This window comes from Clostridia bacterium (assembly GCA_024653205.1).
Taxonomy (GTDB): Bacteria; Bacillota; DSM-521; order Neomoorellales; family SLTJ01; genus JANLFO01.
This window is the reverse complement of record JANLFO010000012.1, coordinates 12,131-35,280: the sequence shown is the minus strand read 5'-3', so window position 1 is coordinate 35,280 and position 23,150 is coordinate 12,131. Positions and strand designations below refer to the sequence as shown.

General features: G+C 65.5%; 20 protein-coding genes and 1 riboswitch. Of the genes, 14 read left to right on the top strand and 6 right to left on the bottom strand.

The features are described from left to right. Both NUV99_07505 and NUV99_07500 read right to left on the bottom strand, forming a co-directional pair. The gene (locus NUV99_07505; GenBank protein ID MCR4419954.1) at window positions 1-345 is read right to left on the bottom strand and encodes a DUF4430 domain-containing protein; all 345 of its coding nucleotides are present in this window, start codon (window positions 343-345) and stop codon (window positions 1-3) included. Between the two features lie 489 nt (window positions 346-834). Next, window positions 835-3,021: an S-layer homology domain-containing protein gene (locus NUV99_07500; protein ID MCR4419953.1), complete on the bottom strand. Its 2,187-nt coding sequence runs from the start codon at window positions 3,019-3,021 to the stop codon at window positions 835-837. Between the two features lie 211 nt (window positions 3,022-3,232). Then, a riboswitch (cobalamin riboswitch) is annotated at window positions 3,233-3,420 on the bottom strand. 247 nt (window positions 3,421-3,667) lie between these two features. Here NUV99_07500 and priA point away from each other — a divergent pair. The 13 genes from priA to rpe all read left to right on the top strand — a co-directional run bounded on the left by priA (window position 3,668) and on the right by rpe (window position 17,645). Continuing rightward, window positions 3,668-5,905, top strand: coding sequence for a primosomal protein N' (gene priA / locus NUV99_07495; GenBank protein ID MCR4419952.1), 2,238 nt, complete (start codon window positions 3,668-3,670; stop codon window positions 5,903-5,905). A gap of 22 nt (window positions 5,906-5,927) precedes the next feature. Then, window positions 5,928-6,398, top strand: coding sequence for a peptide deformylase (gene def / locus NUV99_07490; protein ID MCR4419951.1), 471 nt, complete (start codon window positions 5,928-5,930; stop codon window positions 6,396-6,398). Window positions 6,399-6,585: 187 nt separating this feature from the next. Then, entirely contained in the window at window positions 6,586-7,284 is a 699-nt protein-coding gene (locus NUV99_07485; GenBank protein ID MCR4419950.1) for a zinc metallopeptidase, read from the top strand. Beyond that, complete coding sequence (gene rsmB / locus NUV99_07480) at window positions 7,281-8,642, top strand: 16S rRNA (cytosine(967)-C(5))-methyltransferase RsmB (protein ID MCR4419949.1); 1,362 nt, start codon at window positions 7,281-7,283, stop codon at window positions 8,640-8,642. Before NUV99_07485 ends, rsmB begins: the two co-directional genes overlap by 4 nt. Window positions 8,643-8,654: 12 nt before the next feature. Beyond that, complete coding sequence (gene rlmN / locus NUV99_07475; GenBank protein ID MCR4419948.1) at window positions 8,655-9,707, top strand: 23S rRNA (adenine(2503)-C(2))-methyltransferase RlmN; 1,053 nt, start codon at window positions 8,655-8,657, stop codon at window positions 9,705-9,707. 17 nt (window positions 9,708-9,724) lie between these two features. Beyond that, on the top strand, window positions 9,725-10,417 hold the full coding sequence (locus tag NUV99_07470) for a DUF3662 domain-containing protein (GenBank protein ID MCR4419947.1): 693 nt from the start codon (window positions 9,725-9,727) through the stop codon (window positions 10,415-10,417). After that, the gene (locus tag NUV99_07465; protein ID MCR4419946.1) at window positions 10,405-10,836 is read left to right on the top strand and encodes an FHA domain-containing protein; all 432 of its coding nucleotides are present in this window, start codon (window positions 10,405-10,407) and stop codon (window positions 10,834-10,836) included. Before NUV99_07470 ends, NUV99_07465 begins: the two co-directional genes overlap by 13 nt. A gap of 6 nt (window positions 10,837-10,842) precedes the next feature. Next, window positions 10,843-11,553, top strand: coding sequence for a Stp1/IreP family PP2C-type Ser/Thr phosphatase (locus NUV99_07460; GenBank protein ID MCR4419945.1), 711 nt, complete (start codon window positions 10,843-10,845; stop codon window positions 11,551-11,553). Further along, window positions 11,546-12,805, top strand: coding sequence for an FtsW/RodA/SpoVE family cell cycle protein (locus NUV99_07455; protein ID MCR4419944.1), 1,260 nt, complete (start codon window positions 11,546-11,548; stop codon window positions 12,803-12,805). The genes NUV99_07460 and NUV99_07455 overlap by 8 nt, the downstream gene beginning before the upstream one ends. Next, entirely contained in the window at window positions 12,802-14,184 is a 1,383-nt protein-coding gene (locus NUV99_07450; GenBank protein MCR4419943.1) for a penicillin-binding transpeptidase domain-containing protein, read from the top strand. Before NUV99_07455 ends, NUV99_07450 begins: the two co-directional genes overlap by 4 nt. A gap of 9 nt (window positions 14,185-14,193) precedes the next feature. Continuing rightward, a complete protein-coding gene (gene pknB, locus NUV99_07445) occupies window positions 14,194-16,056 on the top strand; it encodes a Stk1 family PASTA domain-containing Ser/Thr kinase (GenBank protein MCR4419942.1) in 1,863 nt (620 codons plus the stop codon). A gap of 5 nt (window positions 16,057-16,061) precedes the next feature. Then, window positions 16,062-16,940 carry a ribosome small subunit-dependent GTPase A gene (rsgA, locus tag NUV99_07440; GenBank protein MCR4419941.1) on the top strand — a complete coding sequence of 293 codons (879 nt, stop codon included), beginning with the start codon at window positions 16,062-16,064 and terminating at the stop codon, window positions 16,938-16,940. A 21-nt stretch (window positions 16,941-16,961) separates the two neighbouring features. After that, window positions 16,962-17,645, top strand: coding sequence for a ribulose-phosphate 3-epimerase (gene rpe / locus NUV99_07435; protein MCR4419940.1), 684 nt, complete (start codon window positions 16,962-16,964; stop codon window positions 17,643-17,645). Between the two features lie 16 nt (window positions 17,646-17,661). Here rpe and NUV99_07430 read toward each other — a convergent pair whose 3' ends face one another. The 4 genes from NUV99_07430 to NUV99_07415 are packed head-to-tail and all read right to left on the bottom strand — an operon-like array spanning window position 17,662 to window position 21,119. Then, on the bottom strand, window positions 17,662-18,216 hold the full coding sequence (locus NUV99_07430; protein MCR4419939.1) for a hypothetical protein: 555 nt from the start codon (window positions 18,214-18,216) through the stop codon (window positions 17,662-17,664). Between the two features lies 1 nt (window position 18,217). Then, window positions 18,218-18,631, bottom strand: a complete 414-nt coding sequence (locus NUV99_07425; GenBank protein MCR4419938.1) for a CTP-dependent riboflavin kinase — start codon at window positions 18,629-18,631, stop codon at window positions 18,218-18,220. Window positions 18,632-18,637: 6 nt separating this feature from the next. Next, window positions 18,638-19,759, bottom strand: a complete 1,122-nt coding sequence (locus tag NUV99_07420) for a (Fe-S)-binding protein (protein MCR4419937.1) — start codon at window positions 19,757-19,759, stop codon at window positions 18,638-18,640. Between the two features lie 4 nt (window positions 19,760-19,763). Further along, a complete protein-coding gene (locus NUV99_07415; GenBank protein MCR4419936.1) occupies window positions 19,764-21,119 on the bottom strand; it encodes an FAD-binding oxidoreductase in 1,356 nt (451 codons plus the stop codon). A 239-nt stretch (window positions 21,120-21,358) separates the two neighbouring features. Here NUV99_07415 and NUV99_07410 point away from each other — a divergent pair, with 239 nt between their 5' ends. Beyond that, the gene (locus NUV99_07410; GenBank protein ID MCR4419935.1) at window positions 21,359-23,125 is read left to right on the top strand and encodes a PEP-utilizing enzyme; all 1,767 of its coding nucleotides are present in this window, start codon (window positions 21,359-21,361) and stop codon (window positions 23,123-23,125) included. Window positions 23,126-23,150: the final 25 nt, after the last annotated feature.

Genomic DNA, 23,150 nt, shown 5'->3' with positions numbered 1-23,150 from the left:
TCAGTTGTCGTCCGTCAGCGCCTCCCAGGCGGGCGGGGGTTGTGCCAGGTCCCGGCTGTACCACCATATGATGCGGTCCCCGTGCCGCACCGGGTGCCTTGCCGCCGAGAGCATGGGTACCTCTCCGTTTACCTGGTACATCCAGCCTGAAGCTCCACGGTTACTCTGCCCGGCGATGGTTTCCACCAGCTCCGGGAAGCGGGCAGACATCTGGTAGGGCAGGCCGGTGGCCTCCAGTGCGCCTAGGGCGGTGGCGCCCCAAGGGTTATCGGGGTCGATCTTCACCTCGGCGGGCCCGAACAGCAGCTCGCCCTGCCCGCCCACCACCGCCACGGCCGCGGTCACGCTTTCGTTCGATCCCGGCGTTTTGGCTCGCTGGACAGCGGCGGCTGCAGGGCTCTCGGCGGCACGGGGGCCAGAAACGGTTGGTTCCTTCTCTCGATCCTCTCGATCACTCTGCGGAGCGGCCGTTCCGGGCTCTGGCCTCGGTGCGGCTTGGTCTTGCGTTTCCCCTGGCCCGGCCGGCTCGGAAGTTTGGGCGGCTTCTATCTCGGCCGGCGAGGACCGGACGGCTGGGGCAACCGGGGCAGGCTCACCCGGCTGTGCCGCCGTAGGGTTTTCCGCCTGTACGCTCGAGGGGGCGGTAGCGGGCAGAGACGGGCTTACCGCCAGCCATAGCCAGGCGCCGGCCGCCAGCAGGCCCAACACCGACGCCCAAAGCTTTACACGGCGCCTGCTTCTCATTAGGCTCATGGTTCCATCCCCACCTGTATGGAGGCGGGAGGGCAGACAGCCACGAACCGACCGGGACCGCCCTCCCGCCGATATCGAGGATCAGATCCGTCCGAGAGCCCGAAGGAGGTCGTAAACGGCCTTAGCCGCCTCCGCCCGGGTGCTCTGCCCCTGGGGCGCAAGCTCTGCGGCGGATCGGCCCTTCAGCAGCCCGCTCCCAACCGCGAGGGCTACTGCTTCCTTGGCCCAGGCGGAGACCATACCTGCGTCCGTGTATCCTGCCAGCACCTCGTCCGTCGCCGGCGCCTCCGCCCCCGCCGGACCATAGCGGCCTATGACCCGGGCCAGCATGACCGCCATTTCCTCCCGGGTGAGGGTCCGCTCGGGCGCAAAACCTCCTCGGCCGTCGCCCTGCACCAGGCCCGCCCGGTAGGCGGCCTCTGCCGCCGCCCGGGCCCAGTGGCCCTGGGGCAGGTCGGCAAAAACGGGCGCCGGGGCCGTCTCCTCCGGAAGGCTGAAGGCTCTTGTCAGGAGAGCCACGAACTGGGCGCGGGTGATTGCTGCCTCTGGTGCGAAACGTTCGGCGCTCGCACCCCTCACTACCAGCCGCCGGGCCAACTCTTCCACCTCTGCTCTTGCCTGGTGTTGTCCCAAGTCCCGGAAGGGGAGGCGGTACTCGGCCAGCAAAACGAGGCCGGGCTGTGGCACCGCGCAGCGGAAGGTTCGGGCATCCGGATCCAGTTTGCCGCCCAGGAAGGCCCAGCCTCCCCGCTCGTTTCGGCAGTATCCGGCCAGGCGCGCGGGGTCAAGGCTGGCGAGGCCAACTTCTTCCGGCAGGAGCAGGGTGATGGCCAGCGGCTCGGCGAAAGCCCCGGGCCGGTGCCGCTCGCCGGCAGGAGTGATGGTGCCCAGGCTAAGGTAGAAACTCCGAGGCAGGAGCGGGCGGGCGCCGGCGAATAAGGCGAGGGAACTAGCGTCCTTTTCTTCCAGCGATATTTCTACTCCCTCCCCCTCCACCGCAGACTTGACCACGTCTTCCAGAGCACCGGCCGGGATGGCCACAGTGGCGTCAGGGCAGCTCAGGACCAGGGCCAGGCCGGCCCCCCCGATTTCCCGGGCCACGGGCAGCGGCATGAACACGCTTATCCGCCCAACCTGGTCCGCACCCGCCGGGACGCTGAGGGTGAGTTCGGTCAGGCTAAGGACTTCCGCCTCCGCCACTCCCAGTGCCCGGAGTTTTTCTCCTGCTTCCGCCGCAGCCGAGAGGGTAGCCAGGTAGGTGCTAAAGGCCTCGGCGTCCAGGTACAGCGTTAGAGTGTTAGCTTCGGTTTGGGCGGAAAAGGCCGCAGCCGGCGGCGACGCCAGAGCCTGGGCGAGCAGCTGAACGGTTTCTGCCAGTTTGGCCTTGAGCTCGGCACCTGGCTCGTTGGTCTTCAGATCTGCCATGATTGCCTGCAGGCGGGATAGGGCCTCGCCTGGAAAGGTGGTACCGCCCTTAAGACCGGCCAGGACCTGCTCCACGGCTTCCGAGACCGCGGCTGGCGACGCCGAGGTGCCGGTAGAGGTGGAGCCCGATCCCACCAGTTTGTTCCAATCGGGCACCGGCGTGGTGAAGTCTATATTGTAGTACCATACAACCCGGTCACCGCTGCTCAGTTGATACTGGTCGGCGGCCACCACGGGCGAGGAGCCGTTAACGGCGTAGCACCAGCCGCTGTAGCTCTCGTTGGCCTGGCCGGCTATCTGGGTTACGAAGGCGCCCCAGCCCGTGTACTCCAGGTAATCATAGTCGAGGCCGGTAGCGTCTAGGGCACCGAGGGGAGTGAGGCCCCATCGGTCGGCCTCTGAGAGCCAGACGTACCCGGGGCCGAAGAGCAATTTTCCGTCCCGGCCCACCACCGCTACCCCTACCCGGCAGGTAGTGGGCTCATTCTCGTTTTGGCCACCGCTATCGGCAGTCACCGTCACCTCTGCCGAGCCGGTAAGCCCCCCATAGGTGGCGCGAACCACCGTGCGGCCGGGGCTGAGGCCGGTGACCAGGCCGTAGACCACGCTGGCCACGCTGGCGTCACCGACCGACCACTCGGCGGCTTCGGTGACTTCTGGGCCGTTCAAACCCTCACCGACTACAAAGGCTCTCAGTTGAACTGTTTCATCCTGTTTCACTTCCGCTGAAGCAGGAGCAATGGAAAGCGACGCCTGCGCGTGCGCGGCCTGCGGCACCAAGCACCCGAGCAATAGTATTAACAAGGCTACCAGGGCCACCGCATATTTCGACGAACTGCTCATTCGTGACAAGGTCAGCTTCCCTCCTCGAAGTTGCTTTTTGGCAAGTAAGTGGGCGGCCTCGCAGTACCTCGCAGGTCGGCTGCCGGCCGAACCGATCGGTCAAGACTCACTCAAACCGGCAAACGAAAAGCCCCGATCCCGCGCGGACCGGGGCGTCCCTTGCCCGTACTCCTGGGCCGAGCACCCGAGACACCTCCCTATCACGCGTAGATCAACGGTGTCCGGGACGGGCAGGTTTCCTGGCTCGGGTTCATCTCGTCCCTGCGCCTTCCCGGCTCTGTGCCCAGTGGCCTTATGCAGGGCCGATCCCCCTCACAGTGGCGGGACCGCGCCGGATTTGCACCGGCTTCCCTCTCCTCCGGGAGTCACCCCAGAGTCACCCGTCCCCGAACTGTGTTCAATTGGCAACTAATATCTTCTGCCTTGAGGGCAAGAATCCTTCCTTAAACAGCCATACCGGCAACGGCAACCGCGCTGGCGTACACCCCCGTATACTCCGCTCGCATCTGGCACCACCGGGCGGCAGCAGAGCAAGTAATTCTAAGGCTTTGCTGCCGTTTTATTCCCGGCGTTCGTCAAGCACCGGATCTCTCTGCGCTCCCGCTCCGGCAGGAAGGAAGTCTTCCCGGCGCGAACCTGTCATCTGGTGAGGGAGGGTATACCAGGGGAGGGAACGGTAACGGAAGAACTGTACGCCGCGGTTATCCTGACCGTGGGCGGTAGACCCGCCGCCGAGCCGTACTTCTACCGGGTGCCCCCGGCCCTCCGGGCGAGGGTACAGGTGGGCTCCCGGGTGGAAGTGCCCCTTCGCTCCAGAAAGGTCAGGGGCTGGGTGGTGGAGCTCACGCCGGAGTGCCCGGTGGCGGAAACCCGGGAGCTGGACCGGGTCATAGGGGAATTGCCCGCCTTCGATTCCGAACTCCTGGAACTGGCGAAATGGGTGTCCGAGACCTATCTCTGCCCTCTGGGAGTGGCCTTGAAGGCCCTGGGCCCGGTGTGGCTGCTGCAGCCGCCCCGCGCCGGCGAGGCGGTGGTGAGCCTGGCCGTTTCCCCGGAAGAGGCTGCGGCCGCCTGCGAGCAACTCCTCCGGAGGGCGCCCCGGCAGGCGCAGGTGCTGGCGGAGTTGCTGGCCGAGCCGGAGCGTGCCTTCCTGCCCCTGCAGCGGCTGGCGGCAGGGCGCCCGGCGGTGCGGGGCCTGGAAAGGCGCGGCCTGGTAAGGGTGGGTCCGCGGCCGGCGGAGCAGGCCGCTCCCCCGATCGGGCCGTCTCCCTTCAGGCTCACCCCGGCGCAGCAGAAGGCCCTGGCCGAGGTGGGGGCCGCAGTGCAGTCCGGGCAGTTTCGCGCCTTTCTTCTGCACGGGGTTACCGGCAGCGGCAAGACGGAGGTGTACCTGCAGGCCATTGCCCTTGCCGTGGCCGCAGGGAGGCAGGCCCTGTTCCTGGTGCCGGAGATCGCCCTCACCCCCCAGACCGTAGGCTATCTCCGCGAGCGCTTCGGCCCCCGGGTAGCCATACTCCACAGCCAGCTCTCCGTGGAGGAGCGGCGGCGGGCCTGGCAGAGGCTGGCCCGGGGCGAGGCGGGCATAGTGGTGGGCGCGCGTTCGGCGGTATTCGCCCCCGTCCCGCGCCTGGGTTTGATAGTGGTGGACGAGGAGCACGAAACCAGTTACAAGCAGGAAGTGCCGCCCCGGTATCACGCCCGGGAGGTAGCCTGGAAGCGGGCCCGTCAGGCCTCGGCGGTGCTTCTCCTGGGAAGCGCCACCCCTTCCCTGGAAACCTATTACTGGGCCCGGCGCGGGCTCATCCGGCTGCTGGTGCTGGACGAAAGGGTGGACCAACGCGAGCTGCCCGGAGCCGTGATCATAGACATGCGCGAGGAACTGCGGCAGGGCAACCCGGGCATCTTCAGCCGCTACCTGCACCGGCGGCTGGAGGAAGTGCTCGGCCGGGGCGAACAGGCAATACTGTTTCTCAACCGGCGCGGATACCACCCGGTCCTGATCTGCAGGCAGTGCGGGCAGCCCCTGAGGTGCCGCGCCTGCGACATTCCCCTTACCTACCACCTGAGCGACCGGCACCTCCGCTGCCATTACTGCGGTTTCTCCCTGGCGGAGGTCCCTTCCTGCCCGGCCTGCGGGAGCCGGGATTGGATGGGATTGGGTGCCGGGACGCAGAGGGTAGAAGAGGAACTGCGAAAGCATTGGCCCCGGGCCCGGGTGCTCCGCCTGGACGCGGACGCCGCACGCCAGCGGGGAGTGCACCAGCAGGTCTACGAAGCCTTCAGCCGCGGTGAGGCGGACATCCTGCTGGGCACCCAGATGGTGGCCAAGGGTTTCAACTTCCCCCGGGTCACCCTGGTAGGCGTAATCAATGCCGACACCACCCTGAATCTGCCCGACTTCCGCGCCCGGGAGCGCACTTTTCAGCTGCTGACCCAGGTGGCGGGCCGGGCAGGAAGGGGGGATAGATCGGGGGAGGTGGTGATACAGACCTACTCACCGGAGGACTACAGCGTCCGGGCGGCTTCCCGGCACGACTACCCGGCCTTCTACGAACAGGAGCTGCGGCAGCGACGCCGTCTTCGCTATCCTCCTTTCAGCCACCTGCTGCTGATCATGGCCAGCGCACCCAAAGAGGAGGAAGCGCGCGCGGCCGCCGAGGAGATCTATGCCCGGCTCGGCTCCTGCGCTCCGGAAGGGGTGAGTGTACTCGGACCCGCGCCCGCGCCGATCTCCCGCTTGCAGGGAAGGTACCGTTATCAGATTATAATAAAGGGGAGCCCGCCGGCGCGGCTGCGAGAGACGGCCCGGGCCGGTCTGGACGGGTATAAACCCGGCCGCGGGGTCAAAATTGCGGTAGACGTAAATCCGTTACTGCTCATCTGAGGGAGTCCGAGGGAGGTAGTCCATGGCGGTATATCAGATCCTGCGCGTGGGCAGCGACGTCCTGCGCCAGAAGGCTCGGCCGGTGCCCAAAATCACTCCCCACGTAGAGAGGCTGCTGGACAACCTGGCCGATACCATGTATGCGGCCCTGGGCGTGGGGCTGGCGGCACCGCAGATCGGCGTTTCCAAGCGGGTAATAGTGGTGGACGTGGGTGAGGGCCTTATAGAACTGGTCAATCCCGAGATAATACGGCGGGAGGGACGGGAGGTGGGTCCCGAAGGGTGCCTCAGCATACCCGGCCTGGAGGGGGAAGTACCGCGATCGGAACGAGTGGTGGTAGAAGGCTGGGATCGCAAAGGGGCCACCGTGCGGGTAGAGGGAACGGGGCTTTTGGCCCGGGCCCTTCAGCACGAGATCGACCACCTGGACGGGATACTCTTCACCGACCGCGCGCTGCGGGTATACCGGATAGACCAGGGCCCGTCAGGCTAGACTCTCCTTGAGCCGTCTCCTGCGCCGCCGGGGATTGGCCGAGAAGGCGGTGCGCAATCCGGCACCCGGTATCCTTGATTGTTGTCGAAGCGGTGCCGTATAATAGGAGCGAAAGGGTAGGCAATTGTTATAACAGTTCGGGCGCAAGATCCGACCACGGGAGAACATAGAGGAGGGGAAAGAGTTAATGTGGTTTCCCTTGTTTGATCCCACCCTGATACTGTTGGTGCCGGCCATTGTCCTGGCCCTCTACGCTCAGGCCAAGGTTCAGTCCACCTACCAGCGCTACCTGCGGGTTCCGGCCTCGAGCGGCCTGACCGGCGCGGCGGTGGCCCGCCAGTTGCTCGATCGGGCGGGAGTTAGGAACGTACGCATCGAGGTTACTCCCCGCACTCTGGGTGACCATTACGACCCCCGGGCCCGAATACTGCGGCTTTCGCCGGAAGTATACCAGAGCAGTTCCCTGGCGGCCATCGGGGTTGCGGCCCACGAGGCAGGCCATGCCATCCAGCATCATACCCGCTACCTGCCGCTGTACCTGCGCTCGGCCTTCGTTCCCGTTGCTCAGCTGGGCTCCAACCTGGCCTTCCCGCTCCTGTTCCTGGGAATAATCCTCGGCTGGCCGGAACTGGCGCGTATCGGGGTGTACGCCTTCGTGGGTGTGGTCTTATTCCAGCTGATCACTCTCCCGGTGGAGTTTAACGCCAGCAACCGCGCCATTGCCCTGTTGTCCACCGGCGGTTACGTGCACCGGCAGGAAATCCGGGCGGCGCGGGAAGTGCTGGGCGCCGCGGCCTTAACCTATCTGGCGGCCGCGCTTATGGCCGTGCTCAACCTGATCCGCCTCCTCCTCATTTCTTCCGCCATGGGGGGTAGGGAAGAATAGAGAAGGCGGGAATCGCCGCGCGCGAGCTGGCCCTAAGGGTCATCTTCAGCGTGAACGAAAGGGGGGCGTTCAGCGACCTGGCCACTACCCGGGCCTTGTCCGCGAGCCCCCTCGGTCGTTTGGACCGGTCCCTGGTAACCGAATTGGTGAGCGGTACGGTGAAGCGGCGCCTGACTCTGGACTGGGCTTTGGGGCGCTGGCTTCCGCGCGGGATGGCGGGAACTCCCCCCTGGGCCAGGAATATCCTGCGGCTGGCGGCTTACCAGATTCTGTACCTGGATCGGATACCGGCCTCGGCCGCCTGCGATACTGCGGTAGAGCTCGCCAAGAAGTACGCCCCACGCACGGCCGGCCTGGTAAACGCCGTGCTGCGAAGCCTGGCGCGGAACGGTCGCCCCGATCTTCCTCCCTTTTCCGCCGATCCCGTTACTCACCTCGCGCTCAAGCATTCTCACCCCCCCTGGCTGGTCCAGCGCTGGCTGCGGCGGTGGGGCAGGGAATGGACGGAGGCCCTGATGGAGGCCGCCAACCGCCCCCCCCCTCTGGCCGTGCGGGTAAACACTCTGAAGCGAGAACCCCGGGAGGTGGCAGCGGAATTCAAGGCCCGGGGGCAGGAAGTCCGGGAGTCCGGGTATGCTCCCGAGGGTCTGGTGGTAGAGGGGCTCTCCTTTCTGGAGGACCTGCCCGGGCTGCAGGCCGGGCATTACGTCTTCCAAGATGAGGGTTCTATGGTGGTCAGCCACGCGCTTTCGCCCCGGGAGCAATCACTTACGGTGGACGCCTGCGCCGGGCTGGGCACCAAGACCACGCACCTGGCCCAACTGAATCATAACCGGGGAGACATCCTGGCGGTAGACCGGCAGCCCGGACGCCTGCGCCTTCTCCGCCGGGCCTGCGCGCGCCTGGGAGTAACCTGCGTGCGTTCCCTGGCCGCGGATGCCCGCCGGCTGCCGGATCTGGTCGACGATACGCCTGAATTCGTACTGGTAGACGCACCCTGTTCGGGGCTGGGGGTGCTGCGCCGCCGGGCCGACGCCCGCTGGAAGAAGAATCCCCGGGACCTGGCCGTCCTTCCCGCACTCCAGCTGGAACTGCTCGAGGCCGCCTGGGCGCTGCTGCCCTCCGGCGGGGTTCTGGTCTACAGCACCTGCACGGTGGAGCCGGAGGAGAACCAGGAGGTGGTACGGGAGCTGCGGGACCGGCATCCCGATCTCGTACCCGAAGATCTCAATTCGCACCTGCCCAGGCCCCTGCCGCGACCCGAGGACCGGCAACAGGCAGCCCAGGGCTGGCTGCAGCTTTACCCCCACGTGCACGGCACCGACGGCTTCTTCATCGCCCGCCTGCGCAAGCGGTAAGGGGGCGGAACGATGGATAGAATAGATCTGCGAGACTTGGATTGGGCGGAAATGCAGACTCTGGTAAAGGAACTGGGTGCCGAACCCTACCGGGCCGAACAGTTGTTCGCCTGGATCCACCGGCGGGGCAGCACCGCCTTCGAGGAAATGACCGACCTTCCCCGCAGCCTGCGCCGGGTCCTGGCGGAGAGGAGTCATATCGGCTCGCCGGTGCCGGAGCGGCAGCTGGTTTCCGCCGACGGGCAGACCCGAAAGTGCCTCCTGCGGTTCCCGGACGGAGAGGGAGCGGAGACGGTCCTGATGCTGTATCCCCGCCGCCGCACGCGCGACCGGGTGAGCACCTGCATTTCCAGCCAGATCGGCTGTGCCCTGGCCTGCCGTTTCTGCGCTACCGGTGAACTGGGGTTCCGGCGCAACCTGCGGCCGTCGGAACTGGTAGGGCAGGTCTACTTCTGGAACCGCAGACTGGCGGCCGAAGACGGCGGGGAAGCGGTAACCAACGTGGTCTACATGGGAATGGGGGAGCCGCTGCTGAATTACGAGGCGGTGGTGAAGAGCATCCGCATCCTGAGCCACCCCGAGGGACTGAACCTGGGCCAGCGCCGCGTTACCGTGTCCACCTGCGGCGTAGTTCCGGGCATCCGCCGGCTGGCAGAGGAAGGCCTTTCGGTACGCCTGGCCGTGTCCCTGCACGCTGCGGACGACGAGTTGCGCAACCGGCTGCTGCCGATCAACCGGCGGTTCCCTTTGGCCGAACTGCTGTCCGCCTGCCGGCACTACGCCTCCCGGACGCGCCGCCGCGTCACCTTCGCCTACCTGCTGCTGGCGGGAATAAACGATTCCCCGCGGCACGCCAGGCGGCTGGGGGAGTTGCTCAGGGGAATACCTTGTCAGGTGAATCTCATACCCTACAACTCCGTGAGAGGAAAGGACTTTCGCCCCCCATCCCCGGAAGGGGTCCGGGCCTTCAGGGAAGTCCTGGAGAGGTTCGGACTGGAGGCCAGCCTGCGGGAGGAGCGGGGAGCAGACATCAGCGCCGCCTGCGGACAGTTGCGGGGTGGGTGACGGCGGAGGGATAGGCCGTGGCCTGGTTGCGGCAGTTGGAAGAACGCCTCAGCGCGTGGTGGGAAAGCACCGGTCGCCGAACCGTAGGAGCAGGAATCCAGCCGGTAGAAATCGCCAAGAAATTGCTGCGGGAAATGGGCTCCCACAAGAAGATAAGCGTGAAGCGGATATACGTGCCCAACCGCTATCTCGTATACCTCAGCAGCGACGACTGGATTGCCCTGAGCGCCATGGAACAGGCTCTGACCGAGGAATTGGGCGCCTACCTGGAGGAGAAGGCGGCCGAACGGGGGTTTACCCTGGTAGGCAAACCCCAAGTGCGGCTGGAAGTGGACGAGGCTCTGCCGTCGGGCCGCCTGCGTCTGCACAGCCGCTTCAGCGAAGACGAACCGGAACCCTCCGCCGAGCAGGCGAACCACCGGGTAACGCTGAAGGTGGTGCGGGGACCGGACAGCGGCCTCAGCGTGGCCTTGGGCCAGGAGGAAGTACTCATCGGCCGCCGGCCCGGGTGCCACCTGGTATTGACCGACCCGAACGTGTCCCGGCAGCACGCGGTAATCGAAAGGCGCCAGGAGCTCTATTGGCTTATCGACCTGGACAGCACCAACGGCACCTACATCAACGGTCAGAGGGTCCACCGGCAACCCCTCCGGCCCGGAGACCGCATTCAAATAGGAGACAGCGAACTGGAGGTAGAATGGCATTACTAGACGTCCTGATCACCGCCCTGCGTTACCTCTTCCTGGTCCTGCTTTACTGGTTCCTGGCACAGATTATTCGGGCGGCCTGGCAGGACCTGCATAGGGCCAAAGAGGGGACTGGGCCGACCGAAGGTCCGCCCGGAGCCCGCCTGGTGGTGCTTGATCCCACCGGCAAGAAAGGCCCGGTGTTTTCTCTGAAGGAGTATGTGACCATCGGCCGGGATCCGCACAACGACATCGTGCTGCCGGCACCGACGGTTTCCGCCCGGCACGCCGTCCTCGTCCGGCGGGGGCAAGACTATTGGGTTCAGGATGCCGGGAGTACCAACGGTACCTACATCAACGGGGTTCGGCTTCGGGGACCGGCCAGGATCAGTGCCGGGGATAGGATTACCTTGGGAGACACCACTTTAAAATTCCTGGGGTGAGGGGCCGTGGAAGCTCAGGCAAGGACGCATCCGGGTTTGGTACGCAAGGAGAATGAAGACGCCTTCCTGGTCAGGGAGGAGTTGGGAGTATTTGCCGTAGCCGACGGCCTGGGCGGGCACCTGGCCGGGGAGGTGGCCAGCTGGCTGGCGGTTCGGACGGTAGAAAGGGCGCTGGAGGAGGTCCCGTCGGGCCCACCCCGAGAGCGGTTGATGGAGGCCATCCGGGAGGCCAACCGCCAGGTGTTCCTGGAAGGACAAACCTGCGCCGAACACCGGGGAATGGGGACGACCCTGACCGTGGCCTGGCTGCTCGACTCCAACCTATACCTGGGTCACGTGGGCGACAGCAGCGCCTACCACTACCGGAGGGGCCGTCTGCGCAAACTGACCCAGGACCATTCCCTGGCGGAGGAGATGCGCCGTCTGGGCGGACTGGGCCCGGAAGCCGCCCGCCATCATCCGCAGCGGCACGTTCTCACCCGCGCCGTGGGCACGGAACCGGAGGTGGCGGTGGACAGCCTGGTAATGCCGCTGGAAGCCGGGGATCTGCTGCTCCTATGCACGGACGGCCTTTCCTCGCTGGTTTCGGCCTCGGAACTGGAAGCGGTGTTGCGGACGAACACCGGACTCGACGCCCTGCTCGACCGGCTCTTTGCCCTCGCCCTCACCCGCGGGGCACCGGACAACGTCACCGCCGTGCTGATCCGCTATGAATAGGGGTCTGGAGGCAAAACTGCTGCTGATCGTTTCCCTCTTCCTGCTGCTCCTCGTGGTGCACCTCTACCGGTCCGGGGAAGGCGGCGAGCGTCTGTGGCGCCTGGCCGGTCTGCTGGGCGGCTACTGGGCCGTCTACGCGGTCAAACGGTGGCGCTGGCCCCAAACCGATACCGTACTGCTTCCCGCCGCCTATCTTCTCAACCTTCTGGGACTGGTGGAACTCTATGGTCTTGAGCCCGCACTCGCCGACCGTCAGGTGCTGTGGGTGCTGATCGGCCTTGGCGGCCTGTGCCTGCTTGCCCTGCTGCCCGACTACCGCACCCTCCTGGAATACAGGTATTCCGCCGCCGTCCTCGCCCTGGTCCTGCTCGGCGCCACCCTGGCGGTGGGCACCAGGATAGGCGGGGCCAAGAGCTGGCTGAGCCTCGGCGTCCTTCGTTTTCAGCCGGTCGAGGCGGTCAAGCTGCTGATGGTCGTTTCCCTGGCCGGATATCTGGACGAGCACCGCGAGCTCCTTTCCGTGAACTGGCGGTCCTGGGGGAGAATAGGGCTCCCCGCCCCCCAGGCCCTGGTGCCCCTGGGCGCGATCTGGGGCCTCTCGCTCCTGCTGGTGGCCGTACAGCGGGACCTGGGGGCCGGGCTGATACTGTTTTGCACGCTGGTGACGATGCTTTACCTGGCCACCGGGCGATCCCTCTATCTGGTAACCGGAGCAGCACTACTGCTGGCGGGACTGGTGGCCGGCTATCACCTGTTCGGGCACGTGCAGGAGAGAATCTGGGTATGGCTCGATCCGTGGTCCGAGGCCTACGGAGCGGGGTACCAGGTGTTGCAGGGTCTTTTCGCCCTGGCGGAGGGCGGCCTGGTCGGGACCGGGGTGGGGCGGGGCTACGGCCACCTCATCCCGGCGTCGGCTACCGATTACCTGTTCGCCGTTCTGGCCGAGGAAATGGGTCTGGCCGGTGCCTTGGGAGTGATCGGCCTCTACCTGGTCTTGGCCTGGCGCGGGTTTGGGATCGCAGCCCAAAGCCAGGATGCCGCGGGCTCCCTGCTGGCCGGAGGCCTGACCGCGCTCCTCGCCCTGCAGAGCCTCGTACTCCTGGCAGGAGTAACCAGGCTCTTCCCGCTCACCGGGGTCACCCTGCCCCTATTCAGCTACGGCGGCAGTTCCACGGTGGTATTCTACCTGGTGATCGGCCTGCTCCTGCAACTGGGCGGCCGCAGAACAGGGCCGGAGGAAGAGCTGACATGAAGCGGCAGTTCCGGACCCTCAGCCTGGCCTTCGTCTTGGGCTTCGCCGGCCTGATGGCTTATCTCGGCTACTTCTACCTGGCCCGGGCTCCCGAGCTCGCCGCCCACCCGTTGAACCCCCGCCGGGAGTTGGAGGCCCGAACGGTAAACCGAGGAGGAATTCTCGACCGAAACGGCGAAATGCTAGCCCAAAGCCGGGGAAACGAACGGGTTTATCCGCTCGGGCCCGCTGCCGCCCACGTTATCGGGTATATATCGCACCGGCACGGGAAAACCGGGGTGGAGCAGGCGGCCGAAGAATGGCTGGCAGGGAAAACGGGAACGCAAGGCGCCGTCAACTGGCTCCGGCGCCTCATCGGCCGGGCGGGAGAGGGTTACGATGTGGTGCTCACTCTGGATGCCGGTCTGCAGAGGCGGGCCGCGGAACTGCTGGCAGCGAGACGCGGGGCGGTAATAGTAACGAACCCGGCCACCGGGGAGGTGCTGGCCCTGGTCAGCACTCCCGGGTTTGACCCCGGAAGGATAGACGAGGAGTGGGCGGAACTCGGCAGGCGGCCGGACGCGCCCCTGCTGAACCGGGCCCTGAACGGTCTCTATCCCCCCGGCTCGGTGGCCAAGATCCTTACCTGTGCCCTGGCGGTAGAGAAGGACCCGGCCTCGGCCGGCAAACACTATTACTGTCCCGGCTTTCTGGTGGTGGAAGGCCGGCGCCTGAACTGTTGGTCCGCGCACGGCGAGATCGATCTCTCCCGCGCGCTGGCCCAGTCCTGCAATGTAGCCTGCGCCCAACTGGCCCTGGAGCTGGGGGGCGAAGCGTTCCGAGGGGCGTGCCCCGGGTGGGGGTTCAATGCCGAGTGGGCCTTTGATCTGCCTGTAACCAGGAGCCGCTTTCCGGAACGGGAGCTAACCGGGAACGCTCTTGCCGAGGCGGGTATAGGCCAGGGCCCGGTCCTGGTAACGCCCTTCCACGTGGCCATGATTACGGCAGCCATAGCCAACGGCGGAGTTCTAGAGCCACCTCGGCTCGTTGCCGCCCGCAGGGACCCGGGGGGAGAGCTCATCCCGGTTGCCGCCTGCGGTGAGGAGCGCCGGATGTTCATCCCTTCCGTTGCCGATTACCTGAGGCGCGCCCTCACCGTAACGGTGAAGGAAGGCACCGGGCAAAGGGCCCGACTGAAGGGCATCGAGGTGGCGGGAAAGACGGGAAGCGCGGAGAACCCCCACGGCCCGGCGCATGCCTGGTTCACCGGGTTTGCTCCGGCGGGAGCTCCCCGGGTGGCGGTGACCGTGCTGGTGGAGAACGGCGGCTCGGGCGGAGAGGTGGCGGCCCCCATTGCCGGGGAGTTGCTGGCCGACGCCCTGCGGTTGACAGCGAGGTGAAGACACCGCTTGCGGGACCTAGTTCTGGGCGGGCGCTACCGCCTAACGGAAACTATCGGCGGCGGGGGCATGGCCGTCGTTTACCGGGCCGAGGACCAGCTCCTGAACCGTACGGTGACCGTCAAAATCCTGCGCGAGCAGTTTGCCAGCGACGAAGCCTTCGTGCGCCGCTTTCGGCGCGAGGCCCAGGCCGTGGCCAGGCTTTCTCACCCCAACATTGTGAGCATCTACGATGTCGGTGAGGAAGGGCCTTACCACTACCTGGTAATGGAGTACGTCCCGGGCGGGACGCTAAAGGACATTATCCGGGAGCGTGCTCCCTTGCCCTGGGAAGAAGCGGTGGGCTATCTCCTGCAGCTCCTTGAGGGCCTGGAACACGCCCATGCCAACGGTATCGTCCACTGCGACATCAAGCCCCACAACATACTGGTGACTCCGGCCGGGAGGGTAAAGATAACCGATTTCGGACTGGCCCGGGCGGCCACCGAAGCCACGGTTACCTTCCCGGGCAGCATAGTCGGCTCGGTCTCCTACCTTTCTCCGGAGCAGGCCAAGGGTGAGGTAGCAACCGCCCGGTCCGACCTCTACTCCGTCAGCGTGGTCTTTTTCGAAATGCTCACGGGCAGCCTCCCCTTCCGGGGCGAGACCCCGCTCTCTGTGGCCATGCAGCACCTGCAGAGCGAACCCCCATCGCCTCGCTCTCTCAATCCGGAAATTCCCGCGGGCCTGGAAAGGGTAATCCTGAAGGGCCTGGCCAAGGATCCCGCCGAGCGTTACGCCGGCGCGGCGGAAATGGCGGCCGAAGTCAGAGCTACGGCCGCCCCTCCCGAGGACGAGCCCACCCGGGTGCTGCCCAAAGAGCGGAAGACTGCTTCCGCCACCCCGGCGCCGGTCCCGGCGGAGGAGAACGCTTCTCGTCCACGGCGGCGGCTGCGCTGGTGGGTTCTCCCGGTTGTCCTGGCCGTGGCCCTTTACGGGCTTTACACCGGCTGGCAGCTGTACTGGAGGGTGGCGGAGGTGGAAGTGCCCGCCGTAGAAGGCCTGGCCCTGGAAGAAGCCCAGCGGGTCCTGACCGCCGTGGGACTGCGTTGGCAAATAGGGGAGCGGCGGCATGATGCCGAGGTACCGGAAGGCCACGTCCTCGGCCAGGAACCGGCGGCGAACGAACGGGTAAAGCGTTTCCGGGTGGTCATTCTGGACGTCAGCCTGGGACCCGCCTTGACCCGGGTGCCTCCCGTTGCCGGGTTTACCGAAAGGGCGGCGCGGCTGACCCTGGAAGAGGCCAACTTGAGGGTGAGTTCGGAACGTCAGGAGGTCTACGACGAGCAGGCTGCTGCCGGAACCGTTGTCCGCACCGTCCCTCCCGCGGGGAGTTCGGTGGCGGAGGGATCGGAGATCACCCTGGTGGTGAGCCTGGGGCCCAAACCCAAGCCGGTGACCGTTCCCAGCCTGATAGGCCGCACGCTGGAGGAAGCCAAGAAGGAATTGGAGCGCCTCGGCCTCAACCTGGGGCAGGTGACCCAGGCTAAGGAGGAAAGCAGCGAATACTTTGCGGGCGTGGTTATCGATCAGCGCCCCAAGCCCCAGGCCGCAGCCCTGGAGGGTGACGCCGTGGACCTGGTAATCAGTCGCGGGCCGGGCCCCCTGGCCAGGACGGCCCTGATAGAGAACATCCTCGTTCCCAACGACGGACGACCCCACCGGGTGCGGGTTATCATCAGCGACGCCAAGGGGCAGGACCGGGAGGTGTATGATCGCGAACACGGTCCCGGAGAAACCGTGGTCCTTACCGTGACCTTCTACGGCAGCGGCACCCTTGACGTGTACCTGGACGACCAGCCCTATTTGGTCAACCATCCTCTGAAGGGGTAGACCGCATGACCTACCGCGAAGGCCTGGTTGTGCGTGCCCGAGGCGGGTTCTTCGACGTAGAGGCTGACGGGGAGGTACGGCGCTGCGTCCTCAGGGGTAAGTACCGCTGGCGCCGGCAGGAGGTGGTCCCGGGAGACCGGGTGCGTTTTCGTCTCCTGCCCGAACATACCGGGGCCATCGAAGAGGTGTTGCCCCGGGAGTCCTGCCTGGTGCGCCCGGCCGTGGCCAACGTCCGCCAGGTGGTGATCGTGATGTCCCTGGCCGCGCCCCCCGTAAACCGGTTGCTGCTGGACCGGCTCCTGGTGATGGCCGAAGCCATAGGCCTGGCGCCGGTAGTGACCTTTAACAAGGTGGATCTGGCCGCCGGAGAGCCCGGTCCTTTGCCGGCCCTTTACGGCCGCCTGGGTTACCCGGTACTGGTCACCAGCGCGGTTACCGGCCAGGGGGTGGAGGGCCTGGCGGCCAGGCTGCAGGACAACATTTCGGTCTTCGCCGGTCCCTCGGGGGCGGGGAAATCCAGCCTGCTCAACGCCATGCTCCCCGGGCTCCGGCTCAAGACGGGAACGGTCAGCGAGAAGATCGGGCGGGGCAGGCACACCACGCGCCATGTAGAGCTGCTGCGCCTTCCGGGAGGCGGGTGGGTGGCGGACACCCCCGGCTTCTCCCAACTGCAGCTTCCGCCCCTGCGTCGAGAAGAACTGGGCTTCTGTTTTCCGGAGATCGCCGGCCGGGCGGGCAGCTGCCGCTTTTCCTCCTGCCTTCACCGCCAGGAGCCGGGTTGCGCCGTGCGGGCGGCGGTGGAGGCGGGCGAAATCGACGCGGAGCGCTACTCCCACTACCTGGAGCTTCTGGAGGAAGTAATTAGAGCCGAAAAGGACTACTGACCTTCCCGGGGGAGGAGAGCCATGCTTCAGGAGCCAAAATCCGGAGTAAAGATTGCCCCCTCGATTCTGGCCGCGAATTTCGGCCGCCTGGCGGAGGAAGTTGCCAGGGTAGAAGGGGCAGGAGCGGACCTCTTACACCTGGACATCATGGACGGGCACTTCGTTCCCAACCTCACCCTGGGTCCGGCGGTGGTGCGCGCGCTTCGCCCGCATTCCCGCCTCCTCTTCGACGTCCACCTGATGGTCTCCAACCCCGAGCAGCTCATAGAGGCGTTTGCCGAGGCCGGAGCCGATCTGCTTACCGTGCACGTGGAGGCCTGCCCTCACCTCCACCGGGTAGTCCAAAGGATAAGGGAGATGGGAAAGCAGGCGGGCGTGGCCTTGAATCCGGCCACTCCCCTGGTGGCGGTGGAGGAGATCCTGGAGGAAGTCGACCTGGTACTGGTCATGTCCGTTAATCCCGGCTTCGGCGGTCAGGACTTTATTCCGGGTGTACTCCCCAAGGTCGCGCGCCTAAGGGAGACCGTAGAAAAGCGGAGCCTAGGCTGCGAGATAGAAGTAGACGGAGGCATAGGCCTTGAGACCGGGCTGCGGGCGGCGGAAGCCGGTGCCTCCATCCTGGTGGCCGGCACCTACGTCTTTAACCACCCCGACCCGGCGGCGGCCGTTGCCGAACTGCGGCGGGCGGTGAACCACGACCGCTGAACCGGGCCCAACCTCGCTAGCCCGAAGCCTCGCCGTAAAGCAGCGCCCGGAGCCTCTCGAGAACCGCCGGCACCCGCTCGGGATGCCGTAGCGGCGTAACGGGCTGCCATTCCGGCCACGGGCCCAGGAGGTATTCGTACGGATCGGCACAGCCCCGCGATACCTTCAGCTCCCGAACCTGCCCCGATGCCGCCGCACACTGCTTGACCTTGGGCCGGAGGGCGTCTACCTGGGTCGCGTGCTCCAGGTGAAACACCACTACCCGGGTGGCACGCCGGGGATCGGAGGTTCCCAGCTTGCCGCAGACGTACTCGTGAGGGAAGAGCTCCTCAAACGCCCCCAGGAAGGCCCAGCAACGGTCCAGGTCCGGAAGCACCACGGTTATCTTCCAGCAGCTCCAGGCCGGACCAAGGGCGACCTCCCGGCGGCCTTTCTTGAGCTGATCCAGGAGCCCTTCCAGGCACGGCAGGCAGCGCTGGTTCAGCCGTCTCTTGCTCACGGTAAGATAAGGATCGGTCTCGAAAGCAGTCCAGCCCTCCGGAGCAACCCTCCGGGAAACGTGAATCGCCATGCTAATCACCTGCATTCGCGTCCGGCCGGATGATTATCAGTTCCATCTCTTCTTCTTCCTGAAGCTCAAACCGGCTCTTTACTTCCACCGGACACAGGAACTCGATCATGTCCGTGTAGTAGTCGCCAACCCGGGGAAATACCAGTGCTCCCTCCACAAAGGTCCCCGCCCGACCCAGCCGGGCCGGAAGGCAGAAGGCATCGCAGTACTCGCGACACGGCGAAGCCAGGACCACCCCCCGGGCTTCCGCCACCTGCCGCAAACGGGCCAGATCCCCGGCCTTCACTCTGAGGTTTACGGTGCCGGGACGGGGATTGAACCCCAACTTTTCCCGGCATTGCTCCTGTACCCATTCCAGCCGGGTGAAGGCGGCAGCTTCGCCCCTCCCACGGCAGTAACGCCCTTTTACCCGCATTGCCCTTCAGACCCTCCCCAAGCATGACCTGGCCATTTCCGCGACATCCAGTACCGCCAGGCCCCGTTCCTTCGCCTCGGGCTCAAGGGCGCTAAGGCAGAACGGACAGGCTACCGCCAGTACCTCCGCCCCGGCTCTCCGCGCATTGTCCGCTATACGGGAGGCCAAACCGGATCTGCCCCGGGGTGGGTCGTACCACATTCTGCCCCCGCCGGCCTCGCAGCACAGGGCCCGCTCGCCCTCTGCCTCCATTGCCAGGAGGGAGACGGCGGGAAGCGAGCCCAGGATTGCCCTCGGGGGGCGGTAAAGGCCGTGGCGGCGCCCCAGGTGACAGGGGTCGTGGTAGGCCACCTTCCTGGGAGGCCCGGCCCGCAGAGGAGCGAGGCCTCCCGGCAGGAGATCGGCCAAGACCTCGGTGTAGTGGCGTACGTCCAGGTGCCGGGGATAGAGGGTCTTTAGCGTGTGGTAGCAATGGGGACAGAAGGCAATAATCCGCCGGATGCCGTGACGGGAGAACACCGCCAGGTTGGCCTCGAGCATGGAATCGAAAAGCGCTTCTTCGCCGAGGGCGTAGGCCTCGCCCCCGCAGCAGCGCTCCTCTTTCCCCAGGAGGGCAAAATCCAGCCCGGCCGCCACCAGCACCTCTACCAGGGCATTTGCCGCCTGCGCGATCCGGCGATCGTAGCCTGCCAGGCACCCCAAATAGAGGACGGCATCGGTCTCGCCGGGCCGGCGCGTACCTGCTCCCGCCGCCGGGTTTCTCTCGTCCGCCGGCCGCCCCCAGGGGTTGCCGTAAAGGCGAAGCCGGCGCAGGACCGAGCCGGCGCCCGAAGGAACCTTCCCCCTCTCTAAGAGGTGGCTGCGCGCGGCGGCCACCAGGTCGACCAGGGGCACCGGGGCCGGGCAATCCAGCTGGCACTGAGCACACAGGGTACAGCGGTACCAGAACTCGCCCGCGCCAGTGTCGTCGGGTTCCAGCCTCCCGGCAAGCATCTCCCTGAGAATCGTTATCTTGCCCCTGGGCGTAGCCACCTCGCCCCGGGGCTCCCAACCGTCGCTCAGGGGGCAGGAGCGCCGGCACAGGCCGCAGTTTACGCATCTATCAATGGCCTCGGTGGTGGCAGACAAGGAACTAGTCCTCCAGTCCCAGCTTGCCCGGGTTCATGATCCAGTTGGGATCAAGCGCTTTCTTGATCTGCCGCATGACCCCAAGGGCCGGACCGAGTTCCCGGCGGGCAAAGGGGGTGCGGGTCACGCCCACCCCGTGTTCCGCCGTTACGGTGCCGCCCAGCTCGAGCACCCGTCGGTAAAGCTCTTCCCGCAGGCGGTTGGCCTTCTCCCACTCTGCCGGACGCTTCCGGTCTGCCGGGACGACGCAATGCACGGTCCCTTCTCCGGCATGGGCTATTACGCCCACCGGCAGACCCGCCTCCCGCGAAAGACCGGCGACCTCATCGAGGAATGCCGGCAGGGCCTTTGCCGGCACGCCCAAGTCTTCTGCCCACACCGCCGGCCTCAGCCGGATGAGGTGAAAGTAAACCCTTCCGTACCAGTCCCACCGCCCGGCCTGCTCGGGCGGGGTTTCCCAAACCCTCACGCGGCCGGACTCGAGGACGGACAACACCTCCGACCGTGCCCCTTCCACCTCGGCCCGGGGCCCCTGAAATTCTATCATCAAACGGCCCCCGGAGACCCCCGTGCCCTCTTCGAGTACGGCAAGAGTGGTGCGGGGTATAAATTCAAAGGCGGAAGGAACCACGCCTGCTCCTCGCAGGCGTCCGAGAACCGCCGGTATCTCTTCCGGGCGATCGGTTTCCGCCTCGATTAACAGCGCCGCCGGCGGCCGGGGCCACACCCGGAGGGCAACCCCGGTAATCACCCCGAGCGTTCCTTCGGAGCCCACGAAAAGGTCCTTGAGGTCGTAGCCGCAGGCGGACTTGAAGGTAAGGGCCCCTAGCTCCACCGCCCCTCCGTTGGGTAGAACTACCGACAGCCGGCGCACTTGCTCCCGGACCGTGCCGTACTTCAGGCTCCGCATTCCACTGCCGCCGGCAGCCACGGCCCCTCCCACGGTAGATACCCGGCCGCTGCCCGGTACCGTGGGGGCAAAAAGACCGTAACCCGCCAGCACCCGGTTGAGATCGGCCCACACCACGCCCGGCTGCAGGATCACCAGGGATTCCCCCGGCTCAATTCGGATTAACCGGTTCATGAGGGATAGGTCCAGCACGATCCCGCCCCGTACCGGAACCGCACCCCCGGCAACGCCGGTACCGGCGCCGCGGGGGACAACCGGCACCCGCTCCTCCTGAGCCAACGCCAGCACCGCGGCCGCCTCCTCTTCGGCCCGGACCAGCACTACCGCCTCGGGCAGCCTCTCGGCTGCGGTAAGGGAAAAATCCCGGGCATAGCAGGCCAGTACCGAGGGAGAGGTCAGCACCCGTTCGCTTCCCACCCGGGCTTTAAGCTTCTCTACCCAGTTCGGCATCCTCAAAGCCTGGCCTTTCCCGTGTGCCCGCCTGGCCGGCAGGGTCGAGACATCAGGGGTTGAATAGCATAGTTCGGTTAAATTCTATCACACCTGCCGTCATCCCGATGCAGGGCAGAATAGGTCATTCACGCAAGTTAAGCCAATCATATTGGGAAATTTGAACGATAGACCTCAGTGTGTTTCCTTGGTATGATATTTCTCGCAGGAACAAACATTGGAGGTTTTCGCTTTTGTCTATGGCAACTCAAGCCAGTTTAACCGAAGGCGCCGTAGAGTGGCTGCCCCACCGGAGACTCCGGCAAAAAGACCTGGAGCGATTCTGGTTTCATGATTTCCTGCACACCGATCCCCCGCTGACTCCCATGGGCGCCTCGCTCCTGCACTGGCCGGAAGGCTCCAGATATGCTGCAGCCAGCCTTTCTTACCCGTATTCTTACGGCTATGATTACCGTCTCTATTATGGCCGTGTCTATGCTTCGCCCTTGCCGGTAACGGACCCGGAGGAAGTTAAGAGAAGGGAACGGGTCTTTAGCTCGGTCAGCAGTGAGCTGTTCGCCGAGTGGCCCAAGTGGTATGCCTCGTGCGTACGCGAGTGGATCAGCCTGCTGGAGTACCTAAAGGGCATACGCAAGGAGTTGCTTTCCCTGGCCAAGCTTTCGGAGGTCCTCAGAGAGACGATTGAGGCTTCCAAGCGGGCCTGGGAACTACACTTTTACGGGCTGTATGCTGCCTTGAGCGCCTACACCGATTTCGAGGCTCTCTGCCAACATTACGGCATAAGCGAGAAGGAGACCAGAACCTTCCTGCAAGGGTACGATACCAAAGTATACGAGACGGACCGGGCGCTCTGGGGCCTGGCCGGCTTGGCCCACGACCTCGGCCTGGAGGAAGCCTTTGTCTCCGCAGAGAGTAGCGAGGCCCTGGAGAGGTATCTGGATAATTCGCCCAGGGGACGGGCATGGCTCAAGGAATTTCGGGATTTTCTCGAGTACTACGGGCGGCGGACCACGGCGGCAATTTTCGATCCCTACTATCCGACCTGGCGCGAGGAGCCCTGGCCGGTGCTCTTCACCCTCAAGACCTACATCCTTAAGGGCGGGTTTCGCTTCGAGGACCATACCAGGAAGATCATCGAGGAGCGGGACCGGGCGGTAAAGGCCACCGTTGCCCGTTTGGGAGAGCAGGCGGCGCAGGAATTCCTTCTCCGCCTTCGCCCTGCTCAGGCCGCCTATCCCTTCATAGAGGACCATAATTTCTACGTGGACCAATGGGCCTACGCCGAACTACGCTATACTCTGTTGGAATGCGGGCGCCGCTTGGCCGATAACTCCATCCTGACCGTACCGGAAGAAGTGTTCTTCTTGACCGCGCCCGAACTCATGCAGGCCATGCAGGCGCTGAGCCGGGGTCGACCTCCACAGGTAGAGGGGCTGGAGCTATTCATTCCCGAAACTGTAGCCGAGCGCAAACAACGGTGGCTGGAGCTTCACGAAATCCATCCCCCCCGGGTCCTGGGCACTCTTCCCAAGACGGAAATACGAGACCCGCTATTCACCAAAGTTTGGGGGTTCACGCGCGGGACCATTGCCGCGCTGGCGGCAGAGGACCTGCTCTCCGGTGCGCCGAAAAGAGGGACCCCTCGCGCCCTTCAGGTGCTTGGCCTGCCCGGTTCGCCCGGGGTTGTAGAGGGCAGAGTCCGGGTGATACTGGGATACGAAGGCTTTTCGGAAGTTCTTCCCGAGGAGGTTCTGGTGGCGCCGTTCACTACCCCCGCCTGGACACCTCTTTTCTCCAAAGTAAAGGCGGTGGTCACCGACTGCGGAGGGTTGCTGGCCCACGCCGCCATATGTGCTCGCGAGTACGGCATTCCTGCCGTAGTGGGTACTACTACGCGAGGCCAACGGGCTACCGAGTCGCTCAGGACCGGCCAGTACGTGCGGGTTAACGGAACTAAGGGGGTGATAGAGGTCCTGGAAGAACCCACCGAGGCTCAAGCGCTATAGGCGAAACGAGTGGGAACAGCACGAA

Excerpts from the sequence above, each read along its gene's own strand:
- def (MCR4419951.1), top strand. The coding sequence starts at position 5,928 with ATGGCGGTATATCAGATCCTGCGCGTGGGCAGCGACGTCCTGCGCCAG.
- NUV99_07430 (MCR4419939.1), bottom strand. The coding sequence starts at position 18,216 with ATGGCGATTCACGTTTCCCGGAGGGTTGCTCCGGAGGGCTGGACTGCT.
- NUV99_07450 (MCR4419943.1), top strand. The coding sequence starts at position 12,802 with ATGAAGCGGCAGTTCCGGACCCTCAGCCTGGCCTTCGTCTTGGGCTTC.
- rsgA (MCR4419941.1), top strand. The coding sequence starts at position 16,062 with ATGACCTACCGCGAAGGCCTGGTTGTGCGTGCCCGAGGCGGGTTCTTC.
- NUV99_07415 (MCR4419936.1), bottom strand. The coding sequence starts at position 21,119 with ATGCCGAACTGGGTAGAGAAGCTTAAAGCCCGGGTGGGAAGCGAACGG.
- NUV99_07410 (MCR4419935.1), top strand. The coding sequence starts at position 21,359 with ATGGCAACTCAAGCCAGTTTAACCGAAGGCGCCGTAGAGTGGCTGCCC.
- NUV99_07465 (MCR4419946.1), top strand. The coding sequence starts at position 10,405 with ATGGCATTACTAGACGTCCTGATCACCGCCCTGCGTTACCTCTTCCTG.
- NUV99_07500 (MCR4419953.1), bottom strand. The coding sequence starts at position 3,021 with ATGAGCAGTTCGTCGAAATATGCGGTGGCCCTGGTAGCCTTGTTAATA.
- NUV99_07455 (MCR4419944.1), top strand. The coding sequence starts at position 11,546 with ATGAATAGGGGTCTGGAGGCAAAACTGCTGCTGATCGTTTCCCTCTTC.
- NUV99_07425 (MCR4419938.1), bottom strand. The coding sequence starts at position 18,631 with ATGCGGGTAAAAGGGCGTTACTGCCGTGGGAGGGGCGAAGCTGCCGCC.
- NUV99_07485 (MCR4419950.1), top strand. The coding sequence starts at position 6,586 with ATGTGGTTTCCCTTGTTTGATCCCACCCTGATACTGTTGGTGCCGGCC.
- rlmN (MCR4419948.1), top strand. The coding sequence starts at position 8,655 with ATGGATAGAATAGATCTGCGAGACTTGGATTGGGCGGAAATGCAGACT.
- rpe (MCR4419940.1), top strand. The coding sequence starts at position 16,962 with ATGCTTCAGGAGCCAAAATCCGGAGTAAAGATTGCCCCCTCGATTCTG.